Genomic DNA, 15060 nt, shown 5'->3' with positions numbered 1-15060 from the left:
CCCCGCGAGATCGAAGGACTGTGCGATGCGACTCGGCTGGACCCTGCACGGTGACGGAGCCCGGATCGCCCCTGGCGAGGTGGTCGCGCCGCACGAGCGGCTGAGCTGGCCGCGCACGATCGGCATCGGTCTGCAGCACGTCGTCGCGATGTTCGGCGCGACGTTCCTCGTGCCGGTGCTGACCCAGTTCGACCCGGCCACCACGCTGTTCTTCTCCGCGGTGGGCACCATCACGTTCCTGCTGATCACGGGGAACCGGCTGCCGAGCTACCTGGGGTCGAGCTTCGCGTTCATCGCGCCGATCCTCGCCGCGACCGCGTCGGGCGACCAGTCCGTCGCGCTGGGCGGCGTCCTCGCGACGGGCGTGCTGCTCGCGCTGATCGGCGTGGTCGTGCACGTCGCGGGTGCGCGCTGGATCCAGCTCGTCATGCCGCCCGTGGTCACGGGTGTCATCGTGGCGCTCATCGGCCTCAACCTCGCGCCGGTCGCGTGGGGCACGTGCGACGAGGGCGGCGCGTGCTCCGGCTTCCGTGCCGCGCCGCTGACCGCCGTGGTCACCCTCGCGTCGATCGTGCTCATCCAGGTGCTGTTCCGCGGCATCGTCGGGCGGCTCGCGATCCTGCTCGGCGTCGTGGTCGGCTACGCCTTCGCGGGCGTGCGCGGCGAGGTCGACCTCACGGCGGTCCGCGAGGCGGCCTGGGTCGGGTTCCCGCACTTCACCGCGCCGTCGTTCGACCCGTCGGTGCTGGGGCTGTTCCTGCCGGTGGTCCTCGTGCTCGTCGCCGAGAACGTGGGCCACGTGAAGTCGGTCGCGGCGATGACCGGCCGGGACTACGACCGGCTCACCGGCCGTGCCCTCCTGGCCGACGGCGTCGCGACCACTCTCGCGGGCCTCGGCGGCGGCTCGGGCACGACGACCTACGCGGAGAACATCGGCGTCATGGCCGCCTCTCGCGTGTACTCGACCGCGGCGTACTGGGTGGCCGCCGTGGGCGCCCTGGTGCTCAGCATGTCGCCGAAGTTCGGCGCGCTCGTCAACACCGTGCCCGCCGGGGTCCTCGGCGGCGTCACGACCATGCTCTACGGCATGATCGGCATCCTCGGCGCCCGCATCTGGGTGCAGGCGCGCGTCGACTTCTCCGACCCGGTCAACCTCACGACCGCCGCCGTGCCGCTCATCATCGGCATCGCCAACTTCACGTGGACCGCCGGCGACCTCCAGTTCGAGGGCATCGCGCTCGGCACCGCCGCCGCGCTGGTCATCTACCACGTCATGCGCGCCGTCGGCCGCTGGCGCGGCACCGTGCAGGGCTGAGGCTCACGGCTCCCCGGTCCGGGGCGGCCCCTGGACCATCGGCTGAACGCGTGTATAGCATGCTGAACATGCGTTCAGCCACGGCCGACGACGACCCCGACCTGACCGCCCGTGCGCGGATCCGCGACGCGGCGATCCGGCGGTTCGCGATCGACGGCTTCGGCGCGTCGGTCCGCGCCGTCGCCGCCGACGCCGGGGTGAGCGCCGGCCTGGTCATGCACCACTTCGGCTCCAAGGACGGGTTGCGCGCCGCGTGCGACGAGCACCTCCTGGCCACGATCCGCCGGCTCAAGCGCGAGAACGTCGCCACTGTCGCGGCGGGCGAGAGCTTCTTCCACCGGTTCGCCGCCGCCGAGGAGAACGCACCGGTCGTCGGCTACGTGCTCCGCTCGGTGCAGGACGGCGGGGAGCTCGCCCGCGAGTTCGTCGACCACCTCGTCGATGACGCGGTCGTCTACTCGCGCGAAGGCGTCGCGGTGGGTGTGATCGTGCCGAGCCGCGACGAGGCGGCGCGCGCCCGCTACCTCGTCCTCTCCTCGCTCGGAGCCCTCCTCCTCGAGACGGCGCTCAACCCGCCCGCGGATCCTGCCGACCTCGCCGGGATCGTCCGCCACTACCTCGTGAGCAGCTACCTGCCGATGCTCGAGGTGCTGACCGAGGGATACCTCGCGACCCGCCAGGTGCTCGACGAGTACCTGGCGCACCAGTCCACGCCGCGCACCACCGACCCGGGAGCGAGCCGAGCATGACCGCACCAGCGATCGAGATCCACGACCTGCGCAAGTCCTTCGGCAGCGTCCAGGCCCTCACCGGCCTCGACCTCACGGTCCAGCCGGGGGAGGTCCGGGGCTTCCTCGGCCCCAACGGCGCGGGCAAGTCCACGACCATCCGGGTGCTGCTCGGCCTGCTCCGCGCCGACTCCGGCACCGCGCGCCTGTTCGGCGGCGACGCCTGGCGCGACGCCGTGCCCCTGCACCGTCGCCTCGCGTACGTGCCGGGCGACGTCAGCCTGTGGCCCTCGCTGTCGGGCGGCGAGTGCATCGACTACCTCGTGCGGCTCAGCGGACGCAAGGACCACGCGCGCCTCGCCGCCCGCAAGGCGGAGCTGCTGGAGCGCTTCGAGCTGGACCCGCGGAAGAAGGCGCGCACGTACTCGAAGGGCAACCGGCAGAAGGTCGCCCTGGTCGCCGCGTTCCTCACCGAGCCGGACCTCTACGTGCTCGACGAGCCGACCTCCGGCCTGGACCCCCTCATGGAGGCCGTCTTCACGCAGTACGTCCGCGAGGTCAAGGACGCCGGCCGCTCCGTGCTGCTGAGCAGCCACATCCTGTCCGAGGTCGAGAAGGTCTGCGACACCGTCACCATCATCCGCAACGGCGCCGCCGTGGAGTCCGGCACGCTCGACGAGCTGCGCCACCTCACGCGCACGAGCGTATCCGCCGTCCTGGACGGCGACCCCGCCGTTCTCGGGGCGCTGCCCGGCGTGCACGACCTCGTCGTGACCCCGTCCGACGGCGGCACACGCGTCACCTTCGACGTCGACGACGCGCGGCTCGGCGCCGTGCTGCCCGCCGTCGGCACGCTCGGCGTACAGCGGCTGACGGCGACGCCGCCGTCGCTCGAGGAGCTGTTCCTGCGGCACTACGGCGACGCGCTCGACCCGAGCGAGCCCCACGCGGCAGGCGCGCGGTGACCGGCACCGGCACGCTGCTGCGGTTCATGCTGCGGCGGGACCGCATGCGGATCCTGTGGTGGACCCTCGGCATCGCCGCGCTGTACGCGGGCGCGGCCGGGGAGTACCTCTCCCTCGACGACCCCGCGGCCCGGTCCGCGCGCGCGGTACTCGTCTCCTCGCCCGCGATGATCTCCATGAGCGGGCCCGGCTACGGCCTCGACGACTACACGCCCGGCGCCGCCGTGGCGAACGAGCTCATCCTCTGGGTGGTGCTCGCGGCCGCCGTCATGAGCATCCTCCAGGTCGTGCGGCACACCCGGGCCGAGGAGGAGAACGGCAGCGCCGAGCTCGTGCGGGCGGGCACCGTCGGCAGGCACGCGGCGTCGGTCGCGGCGCTGCTGCTCGTCGTGGTGATGAACGCCGCCGTCGCGCTCGCGAGCGGCGCCGTGCTCGCGGCGCAGGGGCTCGATGCGGGGCAGGCGTTCGCCATGACGTCGGCGATCGCGCTCGGCGCCCTGGTCTTCGGGGCGGTCGCGCTCGTCGCCGCCCAGGCCCACGAGCACGGTCGCGGCGCCGTCGGCCTCTCGCTCGCGGTGCTCGGCGCCGCGTTCCTGCTGCGTGCCCTCGGCGACGTGCAGGAACGGCACGGCAGCGCGCTGTCCTGGCTCTCGCCGATCGCCTGGGTGCAGCAGACCCGCGTCTTCGTCGACCTGCGCTGGTGGCCGCTCGGGCTGTGCGCCGCCGCCGGCGTCCTGCTCCTCGCCGTCGCCGCACGCCTCGCGGCGCGGCGCGACGTCGGAGCCGGTCTTCTCGCCGTCCGCCCGGGGCGCCGCGACGCGCGCGCCACGCTGACCGGGCCGCTCCCGCTCGCGTGGCTGCAGCAGCGCGCGTCGCTCGGGTGGACGACCCTCGGGCTCGGGGCGATGTGGCTCGCCTCCGGCACGATCATCCGCCAGGTGCCGACCATGCTCGACGCGATCCAGGGCAACCCCCTGTACGACGCGCTGCTCGGCACCGGCGAGGACATGGTCCGCACCTTCCTCGGCATCTTCGGGCTCTACATCGCGGTCGGAGCCGCTGCCTTCGGCGTGGCGGCGACGCTGCGTGCCCGCTCCGAGGAGGAGGCCGGCCGGACCGAGGTCGCGCTCGCCGCACCCGTCTCGCGGTACCGCTGGCTCGCGGCTCCGCTCACCCTGGCGCTCGTCGGCGCCGTCGTCGTGCAGCTCACCGGTGCGCTCGCCCTCTGGGCCGGGGCCGCCTCCACGGGGTACGACGCGCTCGACGTCGGCGAGTACCTGCGGCTCGGCGCCGCCTACCTGCCCGCGCTCGGCGTCCTCGTCGGGTTCACCGCCGCGCTGCACGCCTGGCTGCCGCGAGGTACGGGGCTCGCCTGGGCGCTGCTCGGGTACGTCTTCGTCGTGGGCATGTTCGCCGACCTGTTCGGCCTGCCCGGGTGGGCGCGCCGGATCTCGCCGTTCTGGTGGGTGGGCAACCCGGCGCTCGGCGACGTCGAGGCGGCACGCCTCGGGGGGCTGGCCGGTGTCGCCGCCGTGCTGTTCCTGCTCGCGTTCGCGGGCTTCCGGAGGCGGGACGTGCCACGCGTCTGAGACGTCGGTGACGTTCCGACAACGATCCGCGCCGGGATCACCGGCGCGGCGCCGATCCGGTGCCCTGCCGGGCCGCCGGTCGGGTACCGTCCCGTAGTGTGCGGGAGCCCGTCCGGTGCCCAGCAGCGCCGCGGCTCCCGGACCGTGCCCTGCCGAGTCCAGTGAGGACGGACCGATGATCTTCAAGGCCGTAGGAGACGGCCGCCCGTATCCTGAGCACGGGCGGTCGCGGAACCGCGACTGGGTCGACGTGCCCCCGCGCCAGGTCCGGCTCGACGAGCTCGTCACCACCAAGCGGACGCTCGACCTCGATACCCTGCTCTCCGAGGACTCCACGTTCTACGGCGACCTGTTCGCGCACGTCGTCGAGTACCAGGGGACGCTGTACCTCGAGGACGGGCTCCACCGCGCCCTCCGGGCAGCGCTCCAGCAGCGGCCGGTGCTGCACGCCCGAGTCCTCACCATCCGCTGACTCCAGGTAGGTTCGACGAGTGACAACCCCCGGGTACGACCAGGCGCGCAGAGAACGCCGGCGCCGTGAGCACGAGCGTCAGGCGGTCGTCTTCGGCGTGCTCATCGCGTTCCTCGCCGTCTGCGGCATCTTCGCGCTCGCGGTGTACTCGGGCGCGATCAGCTCGCCGTTCGACCGGCCGTTCACCACGGTCGGCGCGTCCGACCAGAAGACCTACCCGGTGGCGTGCCTGCCCGAGGTCGAGGGCCAGCCCGACGGCGCACTGCCCGTCGCCTACTCCGAGATCAAGGTCCGGGTGCTGAACTCCACGGAGGAGTCCGGGCTCGGCAAGGCCCACGAGTCGGTCCTCGCCGAGCGGGGGTTCCAGGTCGTCGAGATCGGCAACGTGTCGGACGAGCTGCTCGAGTCCGAGGTCCGGTTCGGGACCAAGGGCATCGTGCGGGCCTACGAGCTGGCCGCCCAGTTCCCGTCGATGCGCCTCGTGCTGGACGACCGCAAGGGACCCGTCGTCGACCTCATCATCGGCCGGGACTACGAGCCGCCGCTCGACGCCGAGGACGTCGACGTCGCCGCCGACCAGCCGCTGCGCAACGCCGAGGACTGTGTGCCCGCCGACACGATCACGCCCGAGCCGCAGATCATGCCCGCCACGGCGAACAGCGCCGAGGACGAGGTCCAGCCGGAGGGCTAGGGTTCCTGCTGTGCCGGACCCGTCCGCAGGTGCCCTGGGCCTCGGCCGTGCGTCCCTGTGGACGGCGGTCGTGCTCGCCCTCGCCCTCGCGGCGCACGCCGAGGCCGGTGCCCACCTCCCGCCCGCCGCGGCGGTCGTCCTGCTCGGGGCCCTGCTGCTCGCCGTGAGCGCGGTCGTCGTCCGACGGCGCGTGCGCTGGCCCGGCGGGCTCGCCCTGGCCGGCGTCGGCCAGTACGGCCTGCACCGCGCCCTCACCTTTCTCGGCGGCGGCTGTGCCGACGCGCTGACCGACGCCGGGCCGCACCCCCACCCGGGCAGCGTCGTGGTGGGCACGGCGTGCACGGCGGAGGCCGTGACGGCCGATCCCGGGATGCTCGCCTGGCACGCGGCGGCCACCGTCGTGTCGGTCGCGCTGCTCGTGGGCGTCGAGCGCGGGGTCTGGCTCCTTGCGTCCTGGCTGGCCCGGCCGCTCGCGGTGACGGCGCCGCGGCTGCCCGTCGCGGTGCGGGTCCTCGCGCCGGTGCGGCCCGTCGTGCTCCGGGGCGTCGCGGCGGGGTACGTCGCGCCGGTGCGCGGGCCGCCGTCGTCGGCTCTGGCGGTGCGCCTGCCGGCCTGACGGAACGGGGCGGGAGGCGCGCTGTCGCGCGCTCGAACCCACCCCGACCGAAGGACCACACCCATGACCGACTCCCGCACGCCCCTGAGCCGTCGCGCGCTCGCGGCGACCGCCGTGACCGCGGCGCTCGTGCTGCCGGCAGCGCCCGCGTTCGCCCACGTCACCGTGAGCCCCGACACCACGGAGGCCGAGAGCTACGCGAGCCTCACGTTCCGCGTCCCGACCGAGTCCGACACCGCCTCCACCGAGCAGCTCGTCGTGGACCTGCCCACCGGTACCCCGTTCCTCAGCGTCACGCCCCGTGTGCTGCCCGGCTGGGACGTCGAGGTCGAGACCGGCACGCTCGACGAACCGATCGAGGTCGAGGGCGCGACCGTCGACGAGGCGCCCGTCCGCGTGACCTGGACCGCGCAGGACGGCCACGAGGTGCCGCCGCACGAGTACCAGGAGTTCGCCCTGCGCGTCGGCGCGCTGCCGGAGGCCGGCACCACCGTGGTGCTCCCGGCCCACCAGACCTACACCGACGGGGAGGTCGTCGACTGGGACGACCTCCCCGCGGGCGACGGGACCGAGCCGCAGGCGCCGGCGCCGGTGTTCACGACGACGGAGGCTGCCGACTCGGCCGAGGCCGCCGGTGTCGCGGGCGCGTCCGGCCCGGCCGCCGATCCCGTGAGCCGCTGGCTCGGCGGCGCGGGGCTGGTGGTCGGCGCCGCCGGGGTCGCCGTGGCGCTCGCCGCACGCCGCCGAGCCTGAGCGCCGCCGTCAGCGCAGGCGCAGCAGCGCCTGGACCGGGGTGTGGTCGCTCGGGTAGCGGCCGTCCCGGGTCCAGGTGTTGATCGCGGCGGCACGCACCTCGACCCCCGGCGTGGCCAGGATCCAGTCGATCCTGTCCCCGTCGGGGGTGGGCGTGCCGTAGTTCGGGAAGGTGCCGACCGCAGGCGTGAGGCGGTGCTCGGCCGCGCGCCACGTGTCCTGGAGGCCGCCGTCGGTGACCAGCACGCCGTACGCCGCCGACGACTCGGCCGCCGCGTTGCAGTCGGCGGTGAAGACGACGGGTGCCTCGGCGTCCGCCACCAGGTCGCGGACCACCTCGGCGCTGCGGACCCTGGCGGTCTCGGACTGGTGGTCGAAGTGCGAGCTGACGTGCACGAGCTCACGCCCTGTCGCCGCGTCGTGGAACCGGGCCCAGGTGACGATGCGGGTCACCGAGTTGCCCCACGTGGCCGAGCCGATGACCTTCGGGGTGTCGGACAGCCAGAACTGGTCCCACCAGAGGAGCGTGAGACGGCGCGCGTCGTAGAAGATCGCCGAGTACTCGCCGGCCGCTCCGCCGTCGCGCCCGTAGCCCGCCATCGCGTAGCCGCGGCCCAGCCCCTCCTCGACGGCGGCGAGCTGGTTGAACTCCGCCTCCTGGACGCCGAGGATCGTCGGCTGCTCGAGCCGGAGGAAGGCCGTCGTGAGCGGCGCGCGCTCCGGCCAGTAGTCCGGGTCGCCCGGCCGGGTCTCGCCCTCGCGGTCGTAACGGACGTTGAAGCTCATGGCGTGCAGCCACTCGCCGCGGGCCCGGCCGATCACCGGCCGGCTGCCGCCGGGTGCGGTCCGGGGCGCGGCGGAGGCCGTCGCGGGCAGGGAGAGCGCGCCGAGCGCGCCGGCGGCGCCCGCGGCGGCGAGCATCGTGCGGCGGGAGATCGCAGTGGTGCGGGACATGGTTCTCCTTCGCGTGGGAAAACGGTGTCCGCCCACCCGACCAGAGCGCGGTGACGCTGTCGACAACGCCGGGTGAAGCGCGGGCCGCGGGGAAACGACAGACGCGGGACACCGGTGAACGGCGTCCCGCGTCTGGATGGTGCGGAGGATGGGGGATTCGAACCCCCGAGGGCGTTAACCCAACACGCTTTCCAAGCGTGCGCCATAGGCCACTAGGCGAATCCTCCTCGTGCGTCGCGACGGCGAGCACGGCCACAGGACCGAAGTCTCTGGCGCGGCCTGACGAGGATACCGGACACCGTGCTCCGACAACGAATCGGACGGCCGCCGGGGCGGTTCGGTCTCCGCGCCGGGATCGGTTAGGCTGGGGGCAGACCCCTCGTGCGGCACCATCTCGCCGAACTCCCCCAGGGCCGGAAGGCAGCAAGGGTACGTGAGCTCTGGTGGGTGTGCGGGGGGTCCTCTCATGCCCGGGATCCGGCGCCCCTGCCGCGATGTGGACAGGATCTGGTCCACATCATGGGATTTTCCGGTCGCCAGTTGGCTTGTGAGGCCCTGGCGGGCGCACGATGTCCGCATGACCCGCACCCGGACCACCGTCACGACGTCGCCCACCCGGCGCGACGACTCGTGTCTCGGCCGCGTGCGCGGCGGGCGAATGTGCGAGCGCTGACCGCGCCGCTCCCTCCCGCGGCCCGCTGAGGGCCGCACCCGCACCGTCTCGAGCTCGCCACGTTGCTGATGGCCGTGGCCCGCCCACCTCTGCTCCGCCTGCGCACGACGTAGGCCCCCCGCATCTCGAGCACCGGCACACCTGCGCCCGTGTCCCCTGAGAGGACCACCCATGTCTCGTTTCTCCGCTGTCCTGTCCACAGGGCTCGCCGCCGCCACCGTTCTCGCCCTGAGCGCGTGCGGCGGGCCGTCCGACGCCACCGCCGCCGCGGGCTCGGCCGACGACCCGGTCCGCATCGGCGTCGTCAACTCCGGTGACGACTACTGGAACACCTTCACGGACCTCGCCGAGGAGGAGGGCATCAGCGTCGAGCTGGTGAACTTCAGCGACTACCAGCTGCCCAACCAGGGGCTGACCGACGGTGACCTGGACCTCAACCAGTTCCAGCACCTGCAGTTCCTCGCCAACTACAACACCGCGACGGGCTCGGACCTCACGCCGATCGGCGCCACCGCCGTCTACCCGCTGGGCCTGTACTCCACGAAGCACGACAGCGTCGAGGACGTCCCGGACGGCGGCGAGATCGCCATCCCCAACGACGACACGAACCAGGCCCGGGCGCTGCTCGTGCTGCAGGAGGCCGGCCTGCTCACCCTGCGCGACGGCGGCAGCTCGTTCAGCACCCCCGCCGACGTGATCGAGGACGAGTCCCGCGTCACCGTGACCCCGGTCGACGCCGCCCAGACCGCGCTCGCCCTGCAGGACGTCGACGCCTCGATCATCAACAACGACTTCGTCGGTGACGCCGACCTGACGGCCGAGGACGCCATCTACTCGGACGACCCGGACGCGTCGGCCGCCGAGCCGTACATCAACGTGTGGGTCGCGCGCGCCGCGGACGCTGACAACGAGGTGTTCCAGCGCCTCGTCGAGATCTACCACTCGCCCGAGGTGACCGAGGGCGTCGTCGAGGCCTCCGGCGGTACGGGTGTCATCAAGGACAACTCGGCCACCGAGCTTCAGGAGATCCTGACGGGCATCCAGGAGAACGCCTCCTGATGTCCCCGGCGACCAGTGCCGTCATCCGGTTCGAGAACGCCGCCAAGGTGTTCCCGGGCCGGGGCAGGGGCGCCCAGGTGCGGGCCGTCGACGGGGTCACCCTCGACATCCGCGAGGGCGAGATCTTCGGCGTCATCGGTCAGTCCGGGGCCGGCAAGTCCACCCTGGTGCGGCTGATCAACGCGCTGGAGCGCACCACGAGCGGTGACGTCGTCGTCGACGGCGTCTCGCTCGCCTCGCTCAGCGAGGCGCGGCTGCGACCGGTGCGGGCCGGCATCGGGATGGTGTTCCAGCAGTTCAACCTGCTGTCCTCCCGGACCGTCGCGGGGAACGTCGCCTACCCGCTCGAGGTGGCGGGCTGGCCGCGGGCACGCCGCGAGGCCCGTGTCGCCGAGCTCCTGGAGTTCGTCGGTCTGGCGGACAAGGCGAAGGTGTACCCGTCGACCCTGTCGGGCGGGCAGAAGCAGCGGGTCGGCATCGCCCGGGCGCTCGCCACCAACCCGCGCATCCTGCTGGCCGACGAGGCGACGTCCGCGCTCGACCCCGAGACCACGCGCGACGTGCTGGACCTGCTCCAGCGCGTCAACCGTGAGCTCGGGATCACGGTCGTCGTGATCACCCACGAGATGGACGTGGTGCGGTCCGTCTGCCACCGGGTCGCGGTGATGGACCGCGGCCGTGTGGTCGAGGTGGGCGAGTCGTACCAGGTGTTCAGCGCGCCGCGGCACGACGTGACCCGGAGGTTCGTCGCCACGGCGCTGCGCGACCGCCCCTCGCCCGACGTCCTGGCGCGGCTCCGGCGACGGCACGCCGGGCACATCGTGACGGTGGGCGTGGACGAGGTGGCCGGGTCGTCGGCCGTGCTCACGCGGACCCTGCGCGAGCACGGCGTCGACGGGACGGTCGTGTACGGCGGCATCACCGAGGTCGCCGAGCGGCCGTACGGGTCGCTGACGGTCGAGCTCGTCGGAGACCCGGCCGCCGTCGAGGGGGCGGTGGCGGCGCTTCGCCGGGTGACCTGGGTGGACGACCACGGGAGGGCTGACGCGTGACCACGGACTGGGAGTTCCTCGCACCGCTGCTCTGGGAGGCGGCGGGTCAGACCGCGTACATGGTGGTCATCGCTCTGCTGGTAGGCGGGTTCCTCGGGCTCGCCCTGGGGCTCGGCCTCTACCTGACGAGACCGGGCAACCTGCTGCAGAGCAAGGTCGTGTTCGCCGTGCTCAACATCGCCGTGAACGTCGTGCGGCCGGTGCCGTTCATCATCTTCCTCGTGGCGCTCGGCCCGCTGACGCGCGCCGTCATCGGCCGGACGATCGGTATCGAGGCCTTCACCTTCGCCATGGCCTTCATGGCCACGTTCGTCTTCGCCCGGCTCGTCGAGCAGAACCTCGTGTCGATCGATCCGGGCGTGGTCGAGGCCGCTCGCGCCATGGGCGCCTCCCCGCTGCGCATCGTGCGCACGGTGCTCGTGCCGGAGGCGCTGGCCCCGCTCATCCTCGGGTACACCTTCCTGTTCGTGGGCGTGCTCGACATGTCCGCCATCGGCGGGTACCTGGGCGCGGGCGGGCTCGGCGACTTCGCGATCGTCCAGGGCTACCGGCAGTACGACTGGGCGGTCACCGCCGTCGTGGTCGTGATCATCGTGCTGATCGTCCAGGCGGTGCAGTGGCTGGGCAACACGCTGGCCCGTAGGGCACTGCGGCGGTAGACCGGCACGGAACGGTCGCCGCTGCGGGATCGTCTCGGCGCGCGCGGTCGCCCGCCCTGCGGGCCTCGGGGGCCGCGGCGCCACCGACCGGTACCGGTGGCCGGTCGGCGTCGTGGTGACCACGGCATGCCGGCCGGTCTCCGGGTCGGTCCCGGCCGTCGCTCGCCAGCCCGGTGCCTCCTTGGCCTGGTTGCACGCGGCGCACAGCCCTTGCCCGTTCGACAGCTCGGTGGCACCGCCCGCCGCGACGGGCCGGACGTGGTCGAGGTGCCGGGTGGGCGCGTCGCACCAGGGCGTGCGGCAGGTGCCCTGGTCCCGGACCCGGAGGAGGTCGGCGAGGCCGTCGGCGAAGAACCGTCGTCTGCTCGTCGTCCCCACCAGGTCGCCGTCGGCGGACGCGTAGACCGTCCGGAGCCAGGCCGCGTCGCGGTCGAGGGCGCCGGCCACCAGGTGGCGGGCCACTGCCGCGGGCACCGTGCCGTGGCCGGCGCCCTCGCCGTCCAGCACGACCGCCGGCTCGGTGCCCCCGGCCAGCAGTGCGGCGTCGGAGACCACGAGGTTGACCGCCACCGGGACGTCCGTCGCCTGTTCCTGCCCGGTCGCGCGCTCGACCAGCGTGTCCGCCATGAGCTGGCCGGTCGAGCGCTCCTCGGAGCTCGTGCGCCGGGCCGACTCGGCCGCGCGGCGCAGCGCCGCGTACACCTGGACACCCTCCGTGAGGGGCAGGAGCGCCGTCACCCAGGCCATGGCGTCGGGCGCCGGACGGATCGAGACTCGCCGCCCGGCCGCGGCGCGTGCCGCCCGCTGCACGAGCGCGGCGGGGTCGAGCTCGTCGGCGCGCGCCCGGACCAGCCCGACGAGCCAGCGGGTGCCCACGCCGTGCAGGGTCACCGGGTCGGCGCACAGGTCGGCGTCGACCCGCGCGCGGTCCTCCGGCGTGAGGCACGCGGTCTCCTTGACGAGGACCAGTGCGCGTTCCTCCGACAGCAGCCCGGCTCGCAACGACGTGAGGGTGTGTGGCATCTCCTCGTGCCAGACGTGGGCGGCGCCGAGCAGGGTCCTGGCCCGGTGCGGCGACACACGCATCGCCCTGGCCGTCTGCTGGACCGTGCTCGCTGTGGCATCGCGCTCGGCCGACCGCACGGTGACGGGGACCTGCCGGCCGGACCGGTCGTGGTGCTCTGACGGATCGGCGGCGTGGGCACGGGCTGCGCGCAGCGCGTCGTCGTGGAGCTCGGTGAGGAGCTGCGCCTGGACGGCGGCACAGGCCGCCTTGAGCTCTTCGAGCGCGCGCAGCGCGTCGATCCGTGCCGCGTCGGTGTCCGGCGTGGGTGCCGTGAGCAGCCAGGCGTGCAGGGACGCCACGCGCTGTGCGTCGGCGCCGGCGACCTGGACGGTCGTGGCCTCGTCGTCCTGCTGTCCCATCTGCACCCTCCTCTGTAACCGTCATCACCGTATGGCACAGTCGTTCGGTCCGCGCGCCGGGAAGCAGATCTGTGGACGACGGCGACGCACCCTCGTGTCCGGCTGTGGACGGCCGACTCACGCGTGTCAGTGGGGGCGTCTATCGTTGCGGAGGTGAGCACCGCCCTCTACCGCCGCTACAGGCCCGAGACGTTCGCCGAGGTGATCGGCCAGGACCACGTCACGGGCCCCCTCATGCAGGCCCTGCGCAGCGGACGGGTGAACCACGCCTATCTCTTCAGCGGCCCCCGCGGCTGCGGCAAGACGACCTCCGCGCGCATCCTGGCGCGCACGCTGAACTGCGCGCGGAACACGCCGGAGACGCCGATCGACACCCCGTGCGGGGAGTGCGCCTCGTGCGTCGAGCTGGCGCGGGGCGGCCCCGGCTCGCTCGACGTGGTCGAGATCGACGCGGCGTCGCACAACGGTGTGGACGACGCGCGTGACCTGCGGGAGCGCGCCACGTTCGCGCCGGCGCGCGACCGGTACAAGATCTTCATCCTCGACGAGGCGCACATGGTGACGCCGCAGGGCTTCAACGCCCTGCTCAAGATCGTCGAGGAGCCGCCGCCGCACATCAAGTTCATCTTCGCGACCACGGAGCCGGACAAGGTGATCGGCACGATCCGGTCCCGCACGCACCACTACCCGTTCCGGCTCGTCCCGCCGGACGTCCTGTCCCCGTACCTCGAGCAGCTCTGCGCCGCCGAGGGGATCGAGGTCGGCGGTGGCGTCCTGCCACTGGTCACGCGCGCGGGCGGGGGCTCGGTGCGCGACTCCCTGTCCGTCATGGACCAGCTCATCGCCGGCGCGAGCGACGGTGCCGTGGAGTACGACCTCGCGGTCGGCCTGCTCGGCTTCACGCACTCGAGCCTGCTGGACGACGTCGTCGACGCGCTGGCCGCGCGCGACGGCGGCTCGATCTTCCGCGTGGTCGACCAGGTCATCGCGACGGGGCACGAGCCGCGCCGGTTCGTCGAGGACGTCCTGGAGCGGTTGCGCGACCTCATCGTCATCGCCGTCTCCGGCGACGCGGCCGCTGCCGTGCTGCGTGGCATCCCGGCCGACCAGCTCGAACGCATGCGCGCGCAGGCGAGCCGTCTCGGGGTCGCCGAGCTGTCGCGCGCGGCCGACCTCGTCAACGCCGCGCTCACCGAGATGACGGGCGCCACGTCGCCACGCCTGCACCTGGAGCTCCTCTGCGCGCGCTTGTTGCTGCCCGGCGCCGACGACGGCGCCGCCGGGCTCGCCGCGCGCATCGACAGGCTCGAGCGAAGAGGGATCGGCGCCGGTGGCGCGCCGGCTCCCTCGGCGTCCGGTGGCGTCACAGCCGCTGAGCCTGCCCCGGGCGGCGGGCTCACCGGTGCGGCCGCGGCGCGCGCCGTGCTGGACGCGCGCAAGAAGCGGACGGAGCCGGAGGGCTCCGCAGCGGGCCCCCGGCAGGACGGCGGAGCCGGACCGGCGGTGCCTGACGCGGCCGCCGTGGGCGGCGACCCGGGTGGGGACGCAGCACCCGAGCCCGCAGCACCCGAGCCTGCAGCACCCGAGCCCGCAGCACCCGAGCCCGCGCCGCCGTCCGCGGCTGCCGCCCCGAGCCGCGCCTCCGACGCGAGCTCGGCAGAGGACGACACCCGGGCGGGTGGCTCGGCCGGGGATGCGGCCGAGGCCGGTGCCGCACCGGGCGACGGCATCGAGCCCGGCGTCACGACCGAGACGGTGCGGCGGCGCTGGCCGGAGGTGCTCGGCGCCCTCGCCGTCGCGCGGGTCACGTGGTCCCTGGTGGGGCCGAACGCGCAGGTCGTCGCCCTCGAGAGCGGCACGCTGAAGCTGGGGTTCGCGGCGCCGGGGCTCGCCCGCGCCTTCTCGAACGCGCGGCACACGAGCGCGGTCGAGGAGGCGGTGTACCAGACGCTCGGCGTCCGTGTCCGGGTGGAGGCGACGCTCGACGACGGCACGTCCGGCGGCGGCGCGTCGGGCGGCCCCCCGCCCGGCGGGGGCGCATCCGGAGGCGGTACGCCTGCCGGCACGCCCGGGGCAGGCGGCGGGGGTGCCGGCAGTCCTCGCCCCGCC

The 15060-nt window shown here is 73.8% G+C and carries 14 protein-coding genes, 1 tRNA gene, 1 other RNA gene and 1 pseudogene; 14 read left to right on the top strand and 3 right to left on the bottom strand.

Features of this window, described 5'->3' with window-relative positions; all coding sequences use genetic code 11:
• Window positions 1–25: 25 nt before the first annotated feature.
• The 8 genes from HLB15_RS11505 (at window position 26) to HLB15_RS11470 (ending at window position 7129) form a co-directional block, all read left to right on the top strand.
• Entirely contained in the window at window positions 26–1315 is a 1290-nt protein-coding gene (locus tag HLB15_RS11505; RefSeq protein WP_171105734.1) for a uracil-xanthine permease family protein, read from the top strand.
• Window positions 1316–1383: 68 nt separating this feature from the next.
• Window positions 1384–2064 carry a TetR/AcrR family transcriptional regulator gene (locus HLB15_RS11500; RefSeq protein WP_171105732.1) on the top strand — a complete coding sequence of 227 codons (681 nt, stop codon included), beginning with the start codon at window positions 1384–1386 and terminating at the stop codon, window positions 2062–2064.
• Window positions 2061–3008 carry an ABC transporter ATP-binding protein gene (locus tag HLB15_RS11495; RefSeq protein ID WP_171105730.1) on the top strand — a complete coding sequence of 316 codons (948 nt, stop codon included), beginning with the start codon at window positions 2061–2063 and terminating at the stop codon, window positions 3006–3008. The genes HLB15_RS11500 and HLB15_RS11495 overlap by 4 nt, the downstream gene beginning before the upstream one ends.
• On the top strand, window positions 3005–4597 hold the full coding sequence (locus HLB15_RS11490; protein WP_171105728.1) for an ABC transporter permease: 1593 nt from the start codon (window positions 3005–3007) through the stop codon (window positions 4595–4597). Before HLB15_RS11495 ends, HLB15_RS11490 begins: the two co-directional genes overlap by 4 nt.
• 175 nt (window positions 4598–4772) lie before the next feature.
• Window positions 4773–5069: a type II toxin-antitoxin system VapB family antitoxin gene (locus tag HLB15_RS11485; RefSeq protein WP_171105726.1), complete on the top strand. Its 297-nt coding sequence runs from the start codon at window positions 4773–4775 to the stop codon at window positions 5067–5069.
• A 19-nt stretch (window positions 5070–5088) separates the two neighbouring features.
• Window positions 5089–5760 carry a LytR C-terminal domain-containing protein gene (locus HLB15_RS24820; protein WP_171105724.1) on the top strand — a complete coding sequence of 224 codons (672 nt, stop codon included), beginning with the start codon at window positions 5089–5091 and terminating at the stop codon, window positions 5758–5760.
• Window positions 5761–5770: 10 nt separating this feature from the next.
• Window positions 5771–6376, top strand: coding sequence for a hypothetical protein (locus tag HLB15_RS11475; RefSeq protein WP_171105722.1), 606 nt, complete (start codon window positions 5771–5773; stop codon window positions 6374–6376).
• A 63-nt stretch (window positions 6377–6439) separates the two neighbouring features.
• The gene (locus HLB15_RS11470; protein WP_171105721.1) at window positions 6440–7129 is read left to right on the top strand and encodes a YcnI family copper-binding membrane protein; all 690 of its coding nucleotides are present in this window, start codon (window positions 6440–6442) and stop codon (window positions 7127–7129) included.
• Between the two features lie 9 nt (window positions 7130–7138).
• On the opposite strand, the gene HLB15_RS11465 is transcribed toward HLB15_RS11470, so the two are convergent.
• Complete coding sequence (locus tag HLB15_RS11465; RefSeq protein WP_229785135.1) at window positions 7139–8083, bottom strand: endonuclease/exonuclease/phosphatase family protein; 945 nt, start codon at window positions 8081–8083, stop codon at window positions 7139–7141.
• A 142-nt stretch (window positions 8084–8225) separates the two neighbouring features.
• A tRNA-Ser gene (locus tag HLB15_RS11460) sits at window positions 8226–8310 on the bottom strand.
• 143 nt (window positions 8311–8453) lie between these two features.
• Here HLB15_RS11460 and ffs point away from each other — a divergent pair.
• From ffs to HLB15_RS11440, 4 genes are all read left to right on the top strand, one after another.
• Window positions 8454–8550, top strand: an RNA gene (gene ffs, locus HLB15_RS11455) — signal recognition particle sRNA small type.
• 377 nt (window positions 8551–8927) lie between these two features.
• Window positions 8928–9815, top strand: coding sequence for a MetQ/NlpA family ABC transporter substrate-binding protein (locus HLB15_RS11450; protein ID WP_171105718.1), 888 nt, complete (start codon window positions 8928–8930; stop codon window positions 9813–9815).
• Window positions 9815–10867, top strand: a complete 1053-nt coding sequence (locus HLB15_RS11445) for a methionine ABC transporter ATP-binding protein (RefSeq protein WP_171105716.1) — start codon at window positions 9815–9817, stop codon at window positions 10865–10867. The genes HLB15_RS11450 and HLB15_RS11445 overlap by 1 nt, the downstream gene beginning before the upstream one ends.
• Window positions 10868–10926: 59 nt before the next feature.
• A complete protein-coding gene (locus HLB15_RS11440) occupies window positions 10927–11526 on the top strand; it encodes a methionine ABC transporter permease (RefSeq protein ID WP_212759773.1) in 600 nt (199 codons plus the stop codon).
• A gap of 189 nt (window positions 11527–11715) precedes the next feature.
• Here the strand turns inward: HLB15_RS11440 and HLB15_RS24985 are convergent.
• Window positions 11716–12153: pseudogene (locus HLB15_RS24985) on the bottom strand (HNH endonuclease); the annotation flags it as partial.
• A gap of 570 nt (window positions 12154–12723) precedes the next feature.
• On the opposite strand from HLB15_RS24985, the gene HLB15_RS24815 reads away from it, so the two are divergent.
• Together HLB15_RS24815 and HLB15_RS11430 are read left to right on the top strand one after the other, a co-directional pair.
• Complete coding sequence (locus HLB15_RS24815) at window positions 12724–12969, top strand: hypothetical protein (RefSeq protein ID WP_249360104.1); 246 nt, start codon at window positions 12724–12726, stop codon at window positions 12967–12969.
• A gap of 135 nt (window positions 12970–13104) precedes the next feature.
• Window positions 13105–15060: DNA polymerase III subunit gamma and tau (locus HLB15_RS11430; RefSeq protein WP_171105712.1), on the top strand; the 1956-nt coding region annotated here is incomplete at its 3' end.

The organism is Promicromonospora citrea (assembly GCF_013004695.1).
Taxonomy (GTDB): Bacteria; Actinomycetota; Actinomycetes; order Actinomycetales; family Cellulomonadaceae; genus Promicromonospora; species Promicromonospora citrea.
Note: the sequence above shows the minus strand (reverse complement) of the source record. Positions and strands in the feature narration are given on the sequence as shown.

Bases quoted from the DNA above. Each gene is read 5' to 3' on its own strand.
- HLB15_RS11450 (WP_171105718.1), top strand. From the start codon at position 8,928: ATGTCTCGTTTCTCCGCTGTCCTGTCCACAGGGCTCGCCGCCGCCACC.
- HLB15_RS11440 (WP_212759773.1), top strand. From the start codon at position 10,927: ATGGTGGTCATCGCTCTGCTGGTAGGCGGGTTCCTCGGGCTCGCCCTG.
- HLB15_RS11485 (WP_171105726.1), top strand. From the start codon at position 4,773: ATGATCTTCAAGGCCGTAGGAGACGGCCGCCCGTATCCTGAGCACGGG.
- HLB15_RS11470 (WP_171105721.1), top strand. From the start codon at position 6,440: ATGACCGACTCCCGCACGCCCCTGAGCCGTCGCGCGCTCGCGGCGACC.
- HLB15_RS11500 (WP_171105732.1), top strand. From the start codon at position 1,384: ATGCGTTCAGCCACGGCCGACGACGACCCCGACCTGACCGCCCGTGCG.
- HLB15_RS11445 (WP_171105716.1), top strand. From the start codon at position 9,815: ATGTCCCCGGCGACCAGTGCCGTCATCCGGTTCGAGAACGCCGCCAAG.
- HLB15_RS11505 (WP_171105734.1), top strand. From the start codon at position 26: ATGCGACTCGGCTGGACCCTGCACGGTGACGGAGCCCGGATCGCCCCT.
- HLB15_RS11465 (WP_229785135.1), bottom strand. From the start codon at position 8,083: ATGTCCCGCACCACTGCGATCTCCCGCCGCACGATGCTCGCCGCCGCG.
- HLB15_RS11495 (WP_171105730.1), top strand. From the start codon at position 2,061: ATGACCGCACCAGCGATCGAGATCCACGACCTGCGCAAGTCCTTCGGC.